This is a genomic window from Kocuria sp. CPCC 205261, assembly GCF_040981025.1.
Classification (GTDB): domain Bacteria; phylum Actinomycetota; class Actinomycetes; order Actinomycetales; family Micrococcaceae; genus Kocuria; species Kocuria marina.
This window is the reverse complement of the sequence record NZ_JAVKPU010000005.1, coordinates 1-17,522: the sequence shown is the minus strand read 5'-3', so window position 1 is coordinate 17,522 and position 17,522 is coordinate 1. Positions and strand designations below refer to the sequence as shown.

Here is a 17,522-nt window from a genome sequence, read left to right as displayed (position 1 = left end):
ATGCTCGCCGAAGCGCTCGAGCACCTGGTCCGTGGCATCGTGGACAGCCCCGACGACGTGTCGGTGCGCTCCCGCGACGGCCGGCGCGGTCAGACGCTCGAGGTGCGAGTGCACCCGGACGATCTGGGTCGCGTGATCGGGCGATCGGGACGCACGGCCAAGGCCCTGCGCACCGTGGTCTCGGCACTGGCTTCCGGCGAGAACGTTCGCGTGGACGTGGTCGACACCGACCGGCGTCGCTGACGCGAACACACGAGACACACGTATCACGGCCCCCGTTCCTCGCACCGAGGAGCGGGGGCCGTGGTCGTTGCCCGCGCGGTAGCGTGCGGGCCCCACACAGCACGAGTCGCCACGAGGAGATGCCATGAGCGTTCGGGTAGCCCGGATCGGTAAACCGCACGGGGTGCGGGGAGAAGTCACGGTGGAGTTGTTCACGGACGACCCGCGGGCGCGGTTCGCCCCGGGCTCCGTACTCGAGGTGCAGCCCGCCCGTGAGCAGGGCAGGAGCGAGGGCAATGCACCGGCCGGGGCCGGCTCCCCGCAGCTCGAGCACGTGACCGTGAGCGGTTCCCGGTGGAACAAGAACGTGCTGGTGGCGCGTTTCGAGGAGATCGAGGACCGCACCGCGGCGGAGGCCGCGCGGGGTCTCGAACTGTTCGCGGAGGCCGCGGACCTCGAGCTCGACGACGACGAGTGGCACCAGGACGACCTGCTGGGTCTCACGGCGGTGGACATCACACGGGACGACGCCCGGATCGGGACGGTCAAGGCGCTGATCCAGGGTGTCGCCCAGGACCTGTTGGAGATCACCCCGGACGGCGGCGGGCGGCCCGTGCTCATCCCGTTCGTGGAAGAAATCGTCCCCGAGGTGGACTTGGACGCGGGCGTCGTGCTGGTGAGCCCGCCCCCGGGCCTGCTCGAGCTCGCGGAAGCGGAGTGAACCGTGCGCATCGACGTGCTGAGCATCTTCCCCGAGTACCTGCAGCCCCTCAACCTGTCACTGATCGGTAAGGCCGTCACGGACGGGGTCCTCCACCTCGCGGTCACCGATCCCCGCGACTTCACCACCGACCGGCACCGCACCGTGGACGACACCCCCTACGGCGGGGGCGCGGGCATGGTCATGAAGCCCGAGCCATGGACGCTCGCCCTCGAGTCGGTGGTGCGCGCAGGGGGCGACGCCGCGGCGTCGTCGTGCGCTCGGACCGCACCGGAGGCCCCGGAGACCGCGGTACCGGCTGTCGTGACGGACCCTGCGCAGACCACAGAGCCGGGTGCCGCAACGTCGTCCTTGACCGTCGGGAAACACTCCGCGGCACCCGTGCTCGTGGTCCCGTCCCCGGCGGGGGAGGTGTTCACGCAGCGGATCGCGTACGAACTGGCAGCGGAGGAACACCTGATCTTCGCGTGCGGGCGCTACGAGGGGATCGACGAGCGCTTCATCGACAACGCTCGGACCGAGGTGCGGGTGCGCCCCCTGAGTCTGGGCGACTACGTGCTCAACGGGGGAGAGGTCGCCGTGCTCGCCATGGTCGAGGCCGTGACGCGGTTGATCCCCGGCGTGATCGGCAATCCGGAATCACTGGCCGAGGAGTCCCACACGGGCGGGCTGCTCGAGTACCCCGTGTACACGAAACCCGCGGTGTGGCGGGAGCGGGCCGTACCCGAGATCCTGCTGTCCGGTCACCACGGGCGGATCGAACGGTGGCGGCGGGACCAGCAACTCTCGCGCACCGCGCAGCGCCGCCCGGACATGATCCTGGCCCTGGACCCCGCACAGCTGGACAGGGCGGACCTCGCGGTGCTCGCCGAGACCGGCTTCCACGTGACGGGTGGATCGTGGCGCCGTGACGGCGGGCACGCGGCCGCGGAAGGCACGCCGGATATGGCATAATAGAGCGCTGTGTGTGCGTCGGGCACGCCCCTGCCGCAGGGGGGAGAGCGACCAACGACGCACCACCCGGCACGGCCATCCCAAGTTCCGTCCCGGATCCTGGAGCGATGCCACCCCGCGCGGGGTGACACGCGGACCACACGTGGGAGACCTGCGGCGATCACGAGGAGTTATGTCATGAACATTCTTGACCAGCTTGATGCCAAGTCGCTGCGCAACGACGTCCCGGACTTCCGTGCCGGTGACACCCTCAACGTGCACGTGAACATCGTGGAAGGCAACCGCTCCCGTGTTCAGGTGTTCAAGGGCTTCGTCGTGGGCCGTCAGGGCTCCGGCGTGCGCGAGACCTTCACCGTGCGCAAGGTCAGCTTCGGTGTGGGCGTGGAGCGTACCTTCCCGGTGCATTCCCCGATCATCGAGAAGATCGAGCTCGTGAGCCGCGGCGACGTGCGCCGTGCCAAGTTGTACTACATGCGCGATCGTCACGGTAAGGCTGCTCGCATCCGCGAGAAGCGCGACACGAGCGCATCGAGCAAGTAAGACTCACCGGGTGCCACAGCACACGGAACACGCGGAGGGCCCGGCATCTGCCGGGTCCTCCGCCGTGAGACGGCCCGTTTCCACGCGCCGGTGGTGGTTGTGGGTCGTGGCCATCGCCCTGCTCACGGCCTTCGTCCTGGCCTCGGTCGTGCGCGGTTTCGTGGCGGACGTCTACTGGGTCGGTTCCGATTCCATGGAGCCCACGCTCCAGGGCGGGGACCGGGTGCTGGTGGACAAACTCGTCTCGGGGAACGACGTCGCTCGGGGCGAGCTGGTGGTCTTCGACGGCCGCGGTTCCCTGGACCCGCTGCACTCGACGGACCCGTGGCACCAGCAGGTCGCCCGCACCCTGGGCCGCTGGCTGGGCGTCACCGGTTCAGACACCGCGTACGTCAAGCGGGTCATCGGGGTCGCAGGGGACACAGTGTCCTGCTGCACCGCGGACGGACTGGTCACCGTCAACGGCCGGCCACAACACGAGGACTACGTCTTCCGCGGGGACGAGCCGTCCCGGATCCCGTTCACGGTGCACGTGCCCGAAGGACGGGTGTGGCTCATGGGTGACCACCGCAGCGTGTCCGTGGACTCCCGATCGCTGCTGGGCTCGCCGGGCGGCGGCCTGATCCGCACCGAACGCATCGTGGGCACCGCCGAGCGTGTCGTGTGGCCCCCGGAGCGCGCCCGTACACTGCGGGAGTGACGGTCTCGGTGCTCCGCCCCGCCCCGTGCACCCCCGCGCGGGCGGCATCCCAGGCGCGAGCGACGTCGCCGAGCAAACTCCCGCGCGCGAACACGCAACCGTGTCCGTGGGACCCGAGAAGAGGAATGCGTAGTGGCTGAGCAGCATGGATCAGGTGTCGAGGGCGTTCGCGGACCGGGTGAGCCCGCACCGCAGCGCGACCCCGGCGGCGCGGCGGCACCCCGGGACGCGCGGGCGAGCGAATCCGGCGCACGGCGCCGCGGCCGCCGGGACGCCAAGGAGCCCACGACCGGGTGGGGCGCGGTCAAGGAGATCCTGATCGTGGTGGCCCTCGCGCTCCTCATCGCGTTCCTGGTCAAGACCTTCCTGATCCGCGGCTTCTTCATCCCCTCCGGGTCCATGGAACAGACCCTGGAACTCAACGACCGGATCTTCGTCAACGTGCTGGACGGCCGCACGGGCAACATCGACCGCGGCGACATCGTGGTCTTCGAGGACACCCAGGGTTGGCTGCCCGAGGCGCCCCGGACCGCGGCCAACCCCGTGCGCGGCGCGCTCGAGTTCGTGGGCCTGTTCCCCGACAGCAGCCAGCAGGCCCTGGTCAAGCGCGTGATCGGCGTGGGCGGGGACCACGTGACGTGCTGCGACGCGTCCGGGCGGGTCACGGTCAACGGCGAGGCGCTCGATGAGCCCTATTTGTACCCCCGGGCAGCGCCGTCCGACATCTCGTTCGACGTCACCGTGCCCGACGGCAAGCTGTTCGTGCTGGGTGACCACCGCAACGCCTCCGCCGATTCCCGCTACCACATCGCCACCGGCACCGGGTTCGTGAGCGAGGACGACGTCGTGGGCACCGCGTTCGTGATCGCGTGGCCGCTCGATCGCTTCCAGTTCCTGCACAACCCCGCCGAGGTGTTCCAGGACGTCCCCGCGGCCGGCGGGCAGTGAGCTCCGCGACGCCGCGCACCGTGCCCACGCTCGAACTGGAAACGGAACTCGCGCGCGCCGGGCACCGCTTCGTGGCCGGAATGGACGAGGTGGGCCGGGGAGCCCTCGCGGGCCCCGCGAGCGTGGGCCTCGCGGTCCTGGACCTCGAACGGATGACCGGGGGAGCGCCGTCGGACCCGCCGCCGTGGCACGGCGTGCGTGACTCCAAGGCCCTGAGTCCAGCGCGGCGTGCGGCCCTCGCGGGCACGATCGCGGCGTGGGCCGTGGGCACCGCGGTGGGGCACGCGCAACCGCGCGAGATCGACCAGTTCGGTGTCACTGCCGCGCTGCGCTTGGCCGGGCTCCGGGCACTGGCCACCGTGGCCGCACACGGCACGCGCGTCGATGCCTTGATCCTGGACGGTTCCCACAACTGGCTGGACGCACCCCCGGTGCTGGGGCAGGACGCCGACGACGCCGCGTTGCCGCCGGTCGTGCGCACATTCGTCCGGGCCGATGCGCACTGTGTCAGCGTGGCGGCCGCGTCGATCCTGGCGAAAGTGGAGCGCGACGAACTCATGGTCTCGCTCGGCCGCGAGTTCCCCGTGTACGCGTGGGAGTCCAACAAGGGCTACGGCAGTGCTGTGCATCGCGCGGCGCTGCTCGAACACGGCACCACGCCGCAGCACCGGCTCAGTTGGAACCTGGGCGCGCGGTAGTCCGCTGGTCACCCGCATTCCTTCGCAGGTGAGGTGGGGGCCTGGTACTCGAGGGCCCATAGCGCGTCCTGGACGGATCCGCCCTGCACAGGCGCGCCCCGGCCATGGCCAGGAGTGTCGTCGCGCATCACAGTGGGTCCATGACGACTTCCACTTCTGCCCATGTGCCACGCAATTCCGGTCGTCCGGGCACCGCTCCGCCCGATACCGCCCCGCCCGACACCGCCTCGCCCGACGCCCCGGTCGCGGCCCATGTGAGCGTGGGGAGGGCGGGGGAGGAACTGATCGCGGACCTGTTGCAGCGTTCGGGCTGGCGGATCCTGGACCGGAACTGGCGCCCCGCCGTTGGGCCCGGGGCGCCCCGCGGTGAGCTGGACGTCGTCGCCGAGCGACAGGGAACCGTGACCGTGTTCGAGGTCAAGACGCGCTCGGGCGGGGACTTCGGACATCCCGCGGAGGCCGTGGGGTGGGAGAAGCTGCGGCGACTGCACGTCCTCGCGCGCGCCTGGGCCAGGGAACACAGGGCTGTCGCGATCCCCGGCGTGGACGTCGTGGCGGTCCACTGGCCCCGCGGCGGTACCCCGCGCGTGGAACACATAGGCTCCCTCGGCTGGTTGTGAGGCATCCGCGCGATCCGTGCCACGGGGCCCGTTCGCCGCCGACCTCCACCGGGGAGTCACACTCCGGGTCGTCACCGAGAGCATTATGAATTTCCCCCTCCCCGTGCCACGGTATTTTGTGGGATGAGTACAAAGGCTCGGCGATCGGGGGACGCATGAAGAGTCCGGCGTGGCTTCCTCACGTGTTGTCGGCCACGGCATTGGCCGCGGCCGCCTCGCTGATGCTCGTCTCGTGCGCGGACGAGGAGCCGCCCGCCGGATCCGACGCCTCCGCGTGTGCCACCTCAGCCGCGGGTGACCGGGGTCTGCATGCCGGGATCTTCCGGGCGCACCTCCCCAACGGGGCGTCCGTGCGCATCACGCTCCCCGCGCGGGAGATCCCCGATCCTGAACTCGACGAACTGCGCAAGGATGCCCGCGTCAAGCGCGCGACGTACGCCACCGTGGAGATCGACAACGAACGGGGAGATTCCCCCGTGTCGGTGAGTCGTATGATCCTCAAGGCCTCCGACGGCGGGTCCTACCAACTGGAGAACGTCTCACGGGCCCTGGACCGGTGGCGGCCCCGGACGTCCGGGGACCAGTACCGCGCCCATGACGGGTCGCCACTGACCGAGCACGAGGCCCGGCACCTCAAGAATCGCATCGAGGAGGCGGACCGGACCGCCGCGGGGGACATCGCCGCGGGCGAGCGCGGTACGAACATCCTCGTGGGGGACATCTCCCGTGTTCCGGAGAGCTTCGAGAGCCTCGAGCTGATCCCCTCCATCGGTAACCGGGAAGTCACCCCCGTGCGTGCCCAGCCCGAGGACACCGATGACACCCCGAGCGGCGACGGGCCCGCGGGCGGCGGACGATCGGGCAGCGGGAACGGATCGGACGGCGCCGGGGAGAGTGCGAGCCCCGATGCCCCCGCGGAATCGGCTGCTCCCGGTCTCCCCGCTCCGGACGTCCCCGAACCCTCGGCATCGCCCACCGCGGACACCCCTCAGGTGCCCGGGGATCCGGGTGCACCCGCGGTTCCGGACCCCGGGGCGCCCGTTCTCCCGGATCCGGGAGGGATCCCGCCGGTGAATCCCGATCCGGGCGGTCCCGTGCCTCCGAGCCCGGCGCCCACGATCCCGATCCCGCCGGTACCCGCGCCCGACACCTCCGTCTCACCCCACCCGGCGGTGACCGATCCCATCGTCTCGGTGCCCACGGTGCCCACGGTGCCAGCACCGGTGATCCCGGACCCCGTGGACCCGGATCCGGGGATTCCGGGCCCGGGATCCCTGGAGCCCGCAGCCCCGGCGGAATCGCAGGACCTATAGCTCGGTCCCATGAACCTGGAACTGCGGGCCGGAGCCCCGGTCACGGAGCTTCCCGACAGCGCCGTCTCCGTGGTGCCGGTGTCGGTTCCCACCGACGTGCTGCCCGTCGAGGACACGGACCCGGCAATTGCCGTCCCCGTGCCCCTGGAGGACCCCGCGCCCGCTGCTCTCTAGTGGGCCGTTCGTTGGGATTCGCCCCGGTACACGGTTCTGTTCAGGGGCGCCTCGCGACGTAGTCTGCTGCGCCCGGCCGGGTCACGGGTCCGCCGTGCCGGCGCTGTGAGGGGCCTCCGCGGGTGATCGTGTCCCACCGGGTCTCTCGAGTCGTGCCTCGCTCGTCTGGCCAGTTCATTTCCGCATTGGGGCCGCGGCATCTGGGCTGCACACTGCTGGGCTGTGCTAGGGCCCGGCGGCCCGGGCGGGAACGCTGGACCCATGATTCGAGATTCGGTGACGTGCAGCGCCAACCCATGGTTCGGACGTGGCTCGTGAACGGGTTCGCGCGCAGCCGCAGTGTGGCGCTGGTCGGGTTGGCGGGGCACGTGGTGGAGGTTGAGGCGGACATCGGCCAGTCACTGCCGGCGTTCACGATCATCGGCCTGCCCGATCAAGCGGTGAACGAGTCCAAGGAGCGGATCCGTTCGGCCGCGCGCCATGCCGGGGCCGCCCTCGCACCGCGCAAGATCACGGTGAACCTCTCCCCGGCCACGCTCCCCAAGCGGGGGTCGCACTTCGACGTCGCGGTCGTGATGGCGGTGCTCAGCGCCCAGGGAGTGGTGCGGGTGCCGCCGGACACGGTGTTCTACGCCGAGCTCGGTCTGGACGGTTCCCTGCGTCCGGTGCGCGGTGTCCTGCCCGCCGTGTTGGCAGCGGTGCGGGCGGGGTATCCCCGAGTGGTCGTCGCCGAAGCCAATCGGGCGGAGGCCGAGCTGGTGGCCGGCGCGGACGTGACTTCCGCCGCCCACCTGTCGCAGCTGCTCGTCGCCCACGGAGCGGATCCTACGTTGCTGGCCCGTGCGACGTCGTCACGGGCCGAGAGCGCGCCGGACGGCGGGAACCCGCAGGAGCCGGACGGAACGGCCGTGCCAGACCTGCGGGACGTGGTGGGGCAGGTCGAAGGGCGTCAAGCGCTCGAGATCGCCGCCGCCGGTGGACATCATCTCCTAATGGTGGGTCCACCGGGAGCGGGCAAGACGATGCTCGCGGAACGGTTGCCGGGGATCCTGCCGGACCTCGCGGACGATGACTCCCTGGAGGTCACGTCCGTGCATTCGCTGCGAGGCGACGACGTGTGTTCGTCTCTCATACGGCGGCCCCCGTTCCAGGCCCCACACCACAGCATCACCATGCCCGCGCTGTGTGGCGGAGGCAGCGGGATGCCACGGCCCGGGGCCATTTCCCTGGCGCACCGGGGCGTATTGTTCCTGGACGAGGCCCCTGAGTTCGACCGCCGGGTGCTGGACGCCCTGCGGCAACCGCTCGAATCGGGAACGGTCACGATCGCCCGGGCACAATCCGTGGCCCACTATCCCGCGCATTTCCAATTGGTCCTGGCGGCGAATCCGTGTGCGTGTGGCAACGCGGGCGGCACGGACCAGGCATGCACATGCACGGCGGTGCAGCGCCGCAGGTATTTCGGCAAACTGTCCGGGCCCCTGCTCGACCGTGTGGATCTGCAATTGCGGGTCCCCGCCGTGACCTACCACGAGCTCAGCGGGGGCCACGGCCGGACCCCCGAGGACAGCGCAGCCGTCGCGGAGCGGGTCGCGACCGCCCGGGACGCCCAGGAGGAGCGGCTGCGCCGCTGGGGGTGCCGACTGAACAGCGCGGTTCCCGGTTCACTGTTGCATCGCACCCTGTCACCGGGCACTCGATCCGTGCTACCGCTCAAGGCCGCCATGGACAACAAGACCCTGACGGCCCGTGGATTCGTGAAGGTGTTGCGTGTTGCCTGGACCCTGGCGGATCTGGCCGGGGCCACGGTTCCCAGCCCCGAGCACGTGCAGCTGGCCCTCTACTTCAAGACGACGGTGACGACATGACGGAACACCACCCCGCCGGGTCTGAAAGCTACGGCAGCTCGACAGAGCACCACCCCGCCGGGCCGGACCGCCGCGGCAATATGACGGATCTAGGGGCCACCGTGGGGGACACTGCCGCGGTCGGCACCCCGGGCGATCCATACCACGCCGTCCGGGCGTGCCGCGTGCGCTTATCGCGCATCCTCGAACCCGGTGACACCGCGGGCTTGATCCTGCTGGCAGCCCTAGGCCCTGAACTGTTGTGGCGCAGCATCGTGGAATTGCAGGCCCCCAGTCCCGCTCTGTGTTCCGTTTATCGCAAGGCCACCGAGGAGCTGGCCCCGGACTCGTCGGTCCCGAATCTCCTCAAACGGTTCGCGGCCTGGCGCTCGCGGCTGCCCGTCCTGGAGCCCCGCGTGGATGCCCGGCACGCCGAACAGATCGGTGCGTGGACACTCATCCCGGAGGATCCGGAGTGGCCCGCGCAGCTCGACGACCTGGGCCTGCAGCGCCCGGTGGTCCTGTGGGGCCGGGGTCATCGTGATGCGCTGTCCCGGCTGGATCGCAGCGTGGCCGTGGTGGGCGCGCGCAACGCGAGCGGTTACGGGGCCGCAGTGACCCGTCAGATGGCCCATGAACTGGCCGCTGCCCATTGGTGTGTGGTCTCGGGCGGCGCGTACGGGATCGACGCCGTGGCGCACACGGCCGCCCTTGAGGCAGGCACCGGGGACGGGGCCACGATCGCCGTTCTGGCGTGCGGTGTGGATCGGTTCTACCCGGCGGGCAACGCGGACCTGCTGCATCACATCACGCAGCGTTCAGTGGTGCTGAGTGAGGTCCCCCTGGGCTGTGCTCCCGCGCGCTACCGGTTCCTGCAGCGCAACCGCATCATCGCGGCCCTCACGCGAGCCACGGTGGTCACGGAGGCGGCGTGGCGTTCCGGATCGCTCAACACCGCACGCCACGCAGCGGGGCTCTCGCGGGAGGTCGCCGCGGTCCCGGGAGACGTGCTCGTGGGAGGATCGGCGGGCTGCCATCGCCTCATCCGCGACGATCACGCGGTGCTCGTGAGCAATGCCGCCGAGCTCCTGGAACTCATGGAGCCCCTGGGCAATGCGGTGGCCCAGGATGCACACCGGGCGGCGAGTACCCGTGACGAGCGCCCCGAGGACGGCCTGGATCCCACGTTGTTGCGCTTGTTCGACGCGCTGCCCCTGCGCACCGACGCGGACCCGTCCCACCTGTGCGCGGTGTCCGGGTTGAGCCCGGGGGAGGTGCTCACGGGTCTCGTAAGGCTCCGTGACGCCGGACTGGCCGCGGACTCGCTGCTCGGATGGCGGCGGGTAGGCTCGCCGCATGGGCGCAGTAAAAGACCGGACGGTCGAACGGGAACCTGAGCATGCGGCGTCGTCGGGCGCGCAGGGGACACCGGCAGCAGGGGCGAAGGATACCCCGCCCGGGCCGCTCGAGGCCTACCTCCCGCAGTTCCGGGCGTACCTGAGCCTTGAGCGGTCCCGCAGCGACCATACCTTGCGCTCCTACGTCAACGATGTCTCGGACCTCTCGCACTGGATGCGGGACCACGGGATCGACGCCATGGACCTGCTGGACCGGGACACCCTGCGCGGCTGGCTCGCCCAGCGCCACCACCGAGGACTCGCCCGCAGTTCCCTGTCCCGGGGGATCGCGGCCGTGCACACGTTCTTCCGCTGGGCCGTGGACACCCAGGGGCTGCGTCACGACCCGGCCGCGGGGTTGCGCGGGCCGCGCCCCGCCAAGCACCTCCCGGACGTCGTGGGCGCCACGGCACTCAACGACATGCTCGACGACCTCGGGGACGTCGCCCTCGGTGAGCACGACGACGCTCACGCGGCAGCGCTCGCGGCGCGCGACTGGGCACTGCTCGAACTGCTCTACGCCACGGGCGCTCGGATCAGCGAGCTCGTGTCCCTCGACGGGTCCCACGTGGACGCCGTGAACCACGTCCTCACGGTCACGGGCAAGGGCAACAAACAACGCCGGGTCCCGTACGGGGAGAGCGCGGGGGAGGCGCTGGCCCTGTGGGGACATCGGCGCGCGGAGCTCGCGGCACCCGACGCGGGCGACGCCGTCTTCGTCGGGGCCCGCGGTGCCCGGGTCGACGCCCGGGTGGCCCGCAGGGTCGTGGCCCGTGCGCTGGAGACCATCCCGAACACCACCGCCCGTGGGCCGCACAGCCTGCGGCACAGCGCTGCGACCCACTTGCTGGATGGGGGAGCGGACCTGCGCACCGTGCAGGAAGTGCTGGGCCACGCGAGCGTGGCCACCACCCAGATCTACACCCATGTGTCCGTGGAGCGGCTCAAACGTGCCTACTCCCAAGCGCATCCGCGAGCTTGACATTTCAGCGCGAGCAGTGATTCGGGTTGACCGGTGAGTAGCCCTGCTGGACAATGAAACGGAATGAGCCACCCCCGCGGCCTCGAATCCGCGAGGGTGTGTACATCAGGTCGCCGAACACCGACCAGACAACTTCATACGGGCGCCGAAACACATAGGCCGGGGCCTCCGAGCAGGACGTTGGGGAAGACGTACCTACACAACGGAGGAACAGGCTATGTCTTCACCTACCACGCGGGGTGTGCTGTACGTGCACTCCGCGCCGCAGGCGCTGTGCCCCCACATCCAGTGGGCTCTGGAATCCGTCTCGCGACAGCGCACGGATCTACAGTGGACACCGCAGAACGCCGAGCCCGGTTGCGTGCGCACCGAACTCGAGTGGTCCGGCCGCGCAGGCACGGGGGCGCTGCTCGCCTCCGCGCTCCGGACCCTGGGGCGGGTGAGGTTCGAGGTGACCGAGAACGCGAGCCGCGGTAACGACGGCTCCCGGTGGTCCTTCACGCCGGATCTGGGGATTTTCCACGCGACCACGGACGTCGCCGGGAACATCTGCGTGAGCGAGGACCGGATCCGGTTCGCGTTCGAGGCCTCCGGTGGGGACCCCTCCGCCGTGGTCGCGGAGCTCTCCCTGGCACTGGGGGAGGCTTGGGACGAGGAGCTGGAACCGTTCCGTCACGCCGCCGAGGGCGCACCCGTGCGGTGGCTGCATCGCGTCGGATGACCCCCGCCAGATAGCCGCCCGCCGGTAGACCCGCCGGATGACGCGGCTCGCCCCGGAAAGGCGTTACCGATGCGGCGTGACGTGGTGGGTGATCTACCCGGGGACCCCCGATGGGTGCCACCTGTACCTACAAGTTTCCGACCTCAGAACTCTCGCTCCGAATCCGTTGCGGAGCACGAACGAACCCCGGTGTCCCACCTCCACAGGGTGGGCCACCGGGGTTCGTCGCTGGGGTGGGCGCCCGCTACAGGGAGCGGAATGCCGCCACCGAGTTGTGCCCGCCGAAACCGAACGAGTTGGAGATCGCGACCATGTCCCCACCGGGGAGATTCCGGGCGGTGGTCACCACGTCCAGATCGATCCGGGGGTCCTGGTTCTCCAGGTTGATGGTGCACGGGGCCTTGCGCTCGGATAGGGCCAGGACGGTGAGCACACCCTCCACGGCTCCGGAACCACCGAGCAGGTGACCCATCATGGACTTGGTCGCGGACACGGCCATGTCGTCCACGGCGGACCCGAATGCGCAGCGCAGTGCGCCGGCCTCGGGGATGTCGCCCACGGGGGTAGAGGTCGCGTGCGCGTTGACGTGCTTGATGTCCGAGGGGGCGATGTCCCCCGACTCCATGGCCTCACGCAGCGCGCGGGCGGGTCCGCCCTCATCCCCGGTGGCGGGAGCGGTGATGTGGTGGGCGTCGGCACTGAGACCCGCACCCGCCAGTTCGGCGTAGATCCGCGCGCCGCGGGCCTTCGCGTGCTCCTCGGACTCGAGCACCACGGCACCGGCACCCTCACCCATGACGAACCCGTCGCGGTCCACGTCGAACGGGCGGGAGGCGCGCTGCGGATCGTCGTTGCGCCGGGACAGGGCCTGCATGGAGTTGAACGCGGCAATGGTCATGGGGTGGATCGCACTCTCGGCGCCGCCCACGATCACCACGTCCGCCTTGCCCGAGCGGATCAGATTCAGACCCTGGAAGAACGCCTCGGTGCCGGATGCACACGCGGAGACCGGGGTGATCGCGCACGCGCGGGCCTTGAATTCCATGCTCACCGAGGACGCATTGCCGTTGGGCATGAGCATGGGCACGGTCATGGGCTTGACGCGGCGGGGCCCCTTGGCGAGCAGGGTGTCCCACGCATCCAGGAGGGTCCACACACCGCCGATACCGGTACCGAACGCCACGCCCACGCGGGTGGGGTCCAACTCGTCGCTCGAGTCGGCGTCGGCGCCGGAGAAACCGGCGTCCGTCCACGCCTCACGAGCCGCTGCCACGGACAGCTGACCGGAGGGGTCCAGACGCTTGGCCTGCACCCGGGACACGGCATCCTCAGACGGCTTGGGGGAGGTGGCGCCGATGCGCACAGGGAGGTCGTACTTCTCCACCCACTCCTGTTCCAGAGCGTGGACACCGGAGACACCCTTGAGGGCGTTCTGCCAGGTTTCCTGGACGTTCTCACCGATGGGAGTGATGGCACCCAGGCCGGTGACGACTACTTTGCGGGACATGTTGTGCACTTCCTCGTGTCCGGGGTCGCAGATGTTCCAGGGCTTGCTCGGTCGGCCGCCTGGTGTGACGTGAGGTGGCGTGCCCCGCTCACGCTGGAGGGCACGCCACCTGACACCCGGGGATCAGTCCTGGGCGTTGTCGATGAAGTTGACGGCGTCCTCGACGGTCTTCAGGTTCTTGACCTCTTCGTCCGGGATGGTGACGTCGAACTTCTCCTCGGCATTGACCACGATGGTCATCATGGAGATGGAGTCGATGTCCAGATCCTCGGTGAAGGACTTGTCGAGCTGCACGGCGTCGGTCTCGAGGCCGGTCTCTTCGTTCACGATTTCTGCCAGGCCGGCCAGGATTTCGTCTTTGCTCGCCATATCGGCTTCCTTTCCTTATAGTCGCGGTGCGCGACCTTACTGGGTGAGCACGGGGTTCGGGAGAACTACCGTGCGGACCGCCCGAGTGCTCGAACGGTCCGTGGACAAGAGGTGTGCGGTCTAACCCTACGGCACGCCACGGGTGGGATCAGGGCAGCAGCACCACTTGGGCGCCGTACACGAGACCCGCCCCGAAACCGATCTGCAGGGAGGGCTTCCCGGACAGTTCCGGGTGCTCCGCGAGCAGGCGGTGGGTGGCCAGCGGGATGGACGCCGCGGAGGTGTTACCAGCCTCTGCGATGTCCCGGGCGATGATCACGGAATCAGGCAGCTTGAGCACCTTGGCCATCTGATCGATGATGCGCATGTTCGCCTGATGGGGCACGAATGCCGCGAGGTCCTCGGGCTCGAGCCCGGACGCCTCGAGGGCTTCCTTGGCCACGCGGGCTCCCTCCCACGAGGCCCACCGGAAGACCGTGGGTCCGTCCTGGCGCAGGGTGGGCCACATGGTGGCGTCCGGGCGCATCTCACCGGTCTCTGGGTCCGCGAGATCCTTGGCGAAGGTCCGCTCGCCACCCTTCTCGACCGTGCGGATGTCGGTGAGCGGGTGGGTCATACGGATCGCGTCCCACTTGGATCCGTCCGAACCCCACACGGACGGGCCGATCCCCGGGACGTCGGACGGGCCGATGACCACGGCGCCGGCGCCGTCGCCGAGCAGGAAGGAGATGGAACGCTCGGTGTTGTCGATGACGTCGGAGAGCTTTTCCACGCCGATCACCAGCACGTTGGTGGAATCCCCGGAGCGCACGAGCGCGTCCGCCTGGGCGATGCCGTAGCAGTAGCCCGCGCACGCCGCGGAGATGTCGTAGGCCGCCGCAGGTGTGGCCCCCAGGCGGTCCGCGAGCTGGGCGGCGAGGGACGGGGTGAGGTACGGGAAGGTCACGGTGGACACGATGATGGTGTCCAGCTGCTCACCCGTGAGACCGGCGCTCTCGAGTGCCTCGCGGGCCGAGTGCTCGGCCATCTCCAGGACGGTGACGTCCGCCGGGGCACGGTGGCGGGTGTGGATGCCCGTGCGCTTGACGATCCACTCGTCGGAGGATTCGATCCACTGACAGACGTCGTCATTGGTCACGATCTCGGACGGGCGGTAGGCGCCGATACCCAGGATGCGTGTGTGGGCGTTGGGGGTGTTCTGTTTGATGGTCGCCACGGGAGGCCGACTCCTTACCTGGTGCAGTTCACGAGTTGTCCGGGTGCGTGCGCACACTTGTCAGCTCAGAATACTCCGCACCGTCTCCAGGTCCTCCGGTGTGTTGACCGCGGTTGCGGGCACGCCCTTGAGCCCGCGCTTGGCCAGACCCACGAGGGTCCCGGCCGGCGGCAGTTCCACGATGTGCTCGACCTGCAGTTCGGCCAGGGTCTCCATGCACGCGTCCCACCGCACCGGGCGGCAGACCTGCTCCACGAGCGAGTCCACGGCCGCTGCACCGCCGTCGACCCGGGCACCGTCGAAGTTGCTCAGCAGGGGGTGCTTCGGATCGTTCGGGGACAGCTGCGGCACGAGCTCACGCAGCGGCTCCAGCGCGGGCGCCATGTGCTCGGTGTGGAACGCGCCGGCGACCTTGAGCTTGATGACCTTTGCCCGCGCCGGAGGGTTCTCCGCGAGGGCGTCGAGCTGCTCGATCGTCCCGGCGGCGACCACCTGGCCACCGCCGTTCGCGTTCGCGGCGGTGGCGCCGACGGCGGCGATGGCCTGAGCGACGTCGTCTGGCTTACTGCCCAGCACCGCGGCCATCCCCGTGGGGGAGACGGCGGCTGCGCGGGCCATTTCCGTGGCGCGCACGCGCACGAACCGCATGGCGTCCGCCTCGCTCAGCACGCCGGACAGCGCGGCGGCGGTGATCTCACCGACGGAGTGCCCCGCGAAGACGACGTCGGAGCGGTCCTCCAAGTTCGGCGCGAGCAGTCGCCCGGCCACGAGACCCGCAGCCACGATGAGGGGCTGGGCCACCGCGGTGTCCTTGATTGTCTCCTCGTCCGCCTGGGTGCCGTAGTGCGTGAGATCCAGCCCGGCGGCGTCGGATAGCTCGCTCAGGTGGTCGGACACTCCGGGAACGGACAACCACTCAGAGAGGAAACCTGGCTTCTGGGACCCCTGACCGGGGCAGACAACTGCAATCACCCGTTCATTCCACCAAGAGTGGACCGCGCCACGGACTGGTCGGTGTCACCAACCTGGGGGACGAGCTTTGTGGGAGGTCTACAAGACCATGTCATGGCTGACTGTTCAGACGGCCCGCGAGCACGGCGCAGTGCAGCACGAACGCGTCCCGCGGCAGCAGGGGGTCCCACCCGGTGATGTCGCTGACGCGGCGCAACCGGTAGCGCACGGTGTTGGCGTGGACGAACAGCTCGCGCGCGGTGGCCTCGAGCGAGTGCCCCACGCACAGGTAGGTGGTGAGGGTGTCCACGAGTCCGGTGGAGGACGCCGAGAGCGGTTCCCACACGGCCTCCACCATGGAGCGCAGCGCGAGCGGGTCCCCGCTGATGGCGCGTTCGGGCCACAGGTCCTCGGAGTAGACGGGATGCGGTGCCTGGGGCCAGGCCGCGGCAGCGCGCAATCCTGCCTGGGCGCGATCCGCCGATTCCTTGACCTCGAACACGGAGGACACCGCGGGCCCGTGGACCACCGGCCCCTCACCGAACACCGCCGCGAGCTTGGTCAGGGAACGCATGCGGTCTCGGAGCCCGCCGAGCACGAGTACGAGCCGGTCGGTCTGGATGGCCACGAGGCATTCCGTGGCATGGCGGCCGGCCGCGCGCCGGATGCGTTCCACACCGGCGGGTCCGGTGGTGGCGGGCGCGGGGCCCACCATGACCGTGACGTCACCCTGGTCGGTCCAGCCGAGCGCGGAGACCCTGGAGCGCATGGAGTCGGAGTGGTCGCCGCGCAGGATCCCGTCCACCACGAGCGATTCCAGCCTCGCATCCCACGAGCCTCGGTTCTCGGCGGCCTTGGCATAGACGTCCGCGGCGGCGAAGGCGACCTCGCGCGAGAAGCGCAGCACGGCCTCGCGCAGCGCCACCTCGTCGTTGTGCTGGGCGAGCTCGGGGACCTTCTCCTCGACCACGTCCACGACGATGCGCAGCACCTGCAGTGCGTTCTGCAGCGTGATGGAGCGGGTCAGTTCCGTGGGGGCCTGCTTGAAGATCTCCGTCAGCACCCACACGGGTTCCTGCGGGTTCTCGTACCACCGCACGAAGGACGCGATACCGCGCTGGGCGAGCAGCCCGAGTTCCGAGCGTTCGTCCGCGCGCAGCTGGGAGAACCACGGCAGGGACGTGCTCAACCGCTGCACTGCCACGGTCGAGACCTGCCCTAGATTGGCCGTGAGGTTGTCCAGCGTCTTGGGGTGCGGTGTGCCCTGTTGCCGACTGCGGAGCGGCCAGGTTACCCGGCGCGTGGAGCGTGCTTTGCGGGCGGCGGAGCCGGAGGTGTCGGAGGGCATGAGTCGAGGGTAGTCCATGCCGTTCGCCCGTCCGGGGGGATGTCCCCGGACGACGACGCCGCACGCCGGGGCGGGTGCCCCGCGTCGAGTTGCAGGCGGGGTGCGCGCGTCCGCGAATACGGGTCAGGGCGAGCCCGCCGTGGGTTCGGTCTTCGAGGTTTAACGCGTTTGCATGGTACGACGGCGCCCCCGCACTGTCCCGTCCGTGTGTGGGTGGGTGGGTGGTGTGGGGGCGTCGTGGTGGTGGGTTGGTGGGTTAGGCGTCGCCTCCGGTGTTACCGCTGGTGCCGGCGG

The 17,522-nt window shown here is 69.9% G+C and carries 19 protein-coding genes; 14 read left to right on the top strand and 5 right to left on the bottom strand.

Annotation, left to right across the window (positions count from 1 at the left end; translation table 11 throughout):
• The 14 genes from RF646_RS06520 (at position 1) to RF646_RS06455 (ending at position 11,837) form a co-directional block, all read left to right on the top strand.
• Positions 1-243: an RNA-binding protein gene (locus tag RF646_RS06520; RefSeq protein WP_035964545.1), complete on the top strand. Its 243-nt coding sequence runs from the start codon at positions 1-3 to the stop codon at positions 241-243.
• Positions 244-367: 124 nt separating this feature from the next.
• The gene (gene rimM, locus RF646_RS06515; RefSeq protein WP_368835528.1) at positions 368-943 is read left to right on the top strand and encodes a ribosome maturation factor RimM; all 576 of its coding nucleotides are present in this window, start codon (positions 368-370) and stop codon (positions 941-943) included.
• Positions 944-946: 3 nt separating this feature from the next.
• Entirely contained in the window at positions 947-1,897 is a 951-nt protein-coding gene (gene trmD / locus RF646_RS06510; protein ID WP_368835526.1) for a tRNA (guanosine(37)-N1)-methyltransferase TrmD, read from the top strand.
• 177 nt (positions 1,898-2,074) lie between these two features.
• Positions 2,075-2,437 (top strand): 50S ribosomal protein L19, encoded by a 363-nt coding sequence (rplS, locus tag RF646_RS06505; RefSeq protein WP_098056045.1) that lies wholly within the window; start codon positions 2,075-2,077, stop codon positions 2,435-2,437.
• Positions 2,438-2,447: 10 nt separating this feature from the next.
• Entirely contained in the window at positions 2,448-3,137 is a 690-nt protein-coding gene (lepB, locus tag RF646_RS06500) for a signal peptidase I (RefSeq protein WP_368835524.1), read from the top strand.
• Between the two features lie 132 nt (positions 3,138-3,269).
• On the top strand, positions 3,270-4,085 hold the full coding sequence (gene lepB, locus RF646_RS06495) for a signal peptidase I (RefSeq protein ID WP_368835523.1): 816 nt from the start codon (positions 3,270-3,272) through the stop codon (positions 4,083-4,085).
• Complete coding sequence (locus RF646_RS06490) at positions 4,082-4,783, top strand: ribonuclease HII (protein ID WP_368835522.1); 702 nt, start codon at positions 4,082-4,084, stop codon at positions 4,781-4,783. Before lepB (RF646_RS06495) ends, RF646_RS06490 begins: the two co-directional genes overlap by 4 nt.
• A 140-nt stretch (positions 4,784-4,923) precedes the next feature.
• A complete protein-coding gene (locus RF646_RS06485) occupies positions 4,924-5,403 on the top strand; it encodes a YraN family protein (RefSeq protein ID WP_368835521.1) in 480 nt (159 codons plus the stop codon).
• Positions 5,404-5,558: 155 nt separating this feature from the next.
• Positions 5,559-6,716: a hypothetical protein gene (locus RF646_RS06480; RefSeq protein WP_368835520.1), complete on the top strand. Its 1,158-nt coding sequence runs from the start codon at positions 5,559-5,561 to the stop codon at positions 6,714-6,716.
• A gap of 9 nt (positions 6,717-6,725) precedes the next feature.
• Positions 6,726-6,890, top strand: a complete 165-nt coding sequence (locus tag RF646_RS06475) for a hypothetical protein (RefSeq protein ID WP_193519836.1) — start codon at positions 6,726-6,728, stop codon at positions 6,888-6,890.
• A gap of 296 nt (positions 6,891-7,186) precedes the next feature.
• Positions 7,187-8,758 (top strand): YifB family Mg chelatase-like AAA ATPase, encoded by a 1,572-nt coding sequence (locus RF646_RS06470; RefSeq protein WP_368835611.1) that lies wholly within the window; start codon positions 7,187-7,189, stop codon positions 8,756-8,758.
• On the top strand, positions 8,755-10,134 hold the full coding sequence (gene dprA, locus RF646_RS06465; RefSeq protein WP_368835519.1) for a DNA-processing protein DprA: 1,380 nt from the start codon (positions 8,755-8,757) through the stop codon (positions 10,132-10,134). The genes RF646_RS06470 and dprA overlap by 4 nt, the downstream gene beginning before the upstream one ends.
• Positions 10,094-11,116, top strand: coding sequence for a tyrosine-type recombinase/integrase (locus tag RF646_RS06460; RefSeq protein ID WP_368835518.1), 1,023 nt, complete (start codon positions 10,094-10,096; stop codon positions 11,114-11,116). The genes dprA and RF646_RS06460 overlap by 41 nt, the downstream gene beginning before the upstream one ends.
• 217 nt (positions 11,117-11,333) lie before the next feature.
• Positions 11,334-11,837 (top strand): DUF3145 domain-containing protein, encoded by a 504-nt coding sequence (locus tag RF646_RS06455; RefSeq protein ID WP_085106278.1) that lies wholly within the window; start codon positions 11,334-11,336, stop codon positions 11,835-11,837.
• A 244-nt stretch (positions 11,838-12,081) separates the two neighbouring features.
• Here RF646_RS06455 and RF646_RS06450 read toward each other — a convergent pair whose 3' ends face one another.
• From RF646_RS06450 to RF646_RS06430, 5 genes are all read right to left on the bottom strand, one after another.
• A complete protein-coding gene (locus RF646_RS06450) occupies positions 12,082-13,344 on the bottom strand; it encodes a beta-ketoacyl synthase (RefSeq protein ID WP_064846119.1) in 1,263 nt (420 codons plus the stop codon).
• 123 nt (positions 13,345-13,467) lie between these two features.
• Positions 13,468-13,713, bottom strand: coding sequence for an acyl carrier protein (locus RF646_RS06445; protein WP_035964527.1), 246 nt, complete (start codon positions 13,711-13,713; stop codon positions 13,468-13,470).
• 148 nt (positions 13,714-13,861) lie between these two features.
• Complete coding sequence (locus RF646_RS06440; RefSeq protein ID WP_368835517.1) at positions 13,862-14,929, bottom strand: beta-ketoacyl-ACP synthase III; 1,068 nt, start codon at positions 14,927-14,929, stop codon at positions 13,862-13,864.
• Positions 14,930-14,989: 60 nt separating this feature from the next.
• Positions 14,990-15,901, bottom strand: coding sequence for an ACP S-malonyltransferase (locus tag RF646_RS06435; RefSeq protein WP_368835516.1), 912 nt, complete (start codon positions 15,899-15,901; stop codon positions 14,990-14,992).
• Positions 15,902-15,992: 91 nt separating this feature from the next.
• Positions 15,993-17,228, bottom strand: coding sequence for a CdaR family transcriptional regulator (locus tag RF646_RS06430; protein ID WP_064846116.1), 1,236 nt, complete (start codon positions 17,226-17,228; stop codon positions 15,993-15,995).
• Positions 17,229-17,522: the final 294 nt, after the last annotated feature.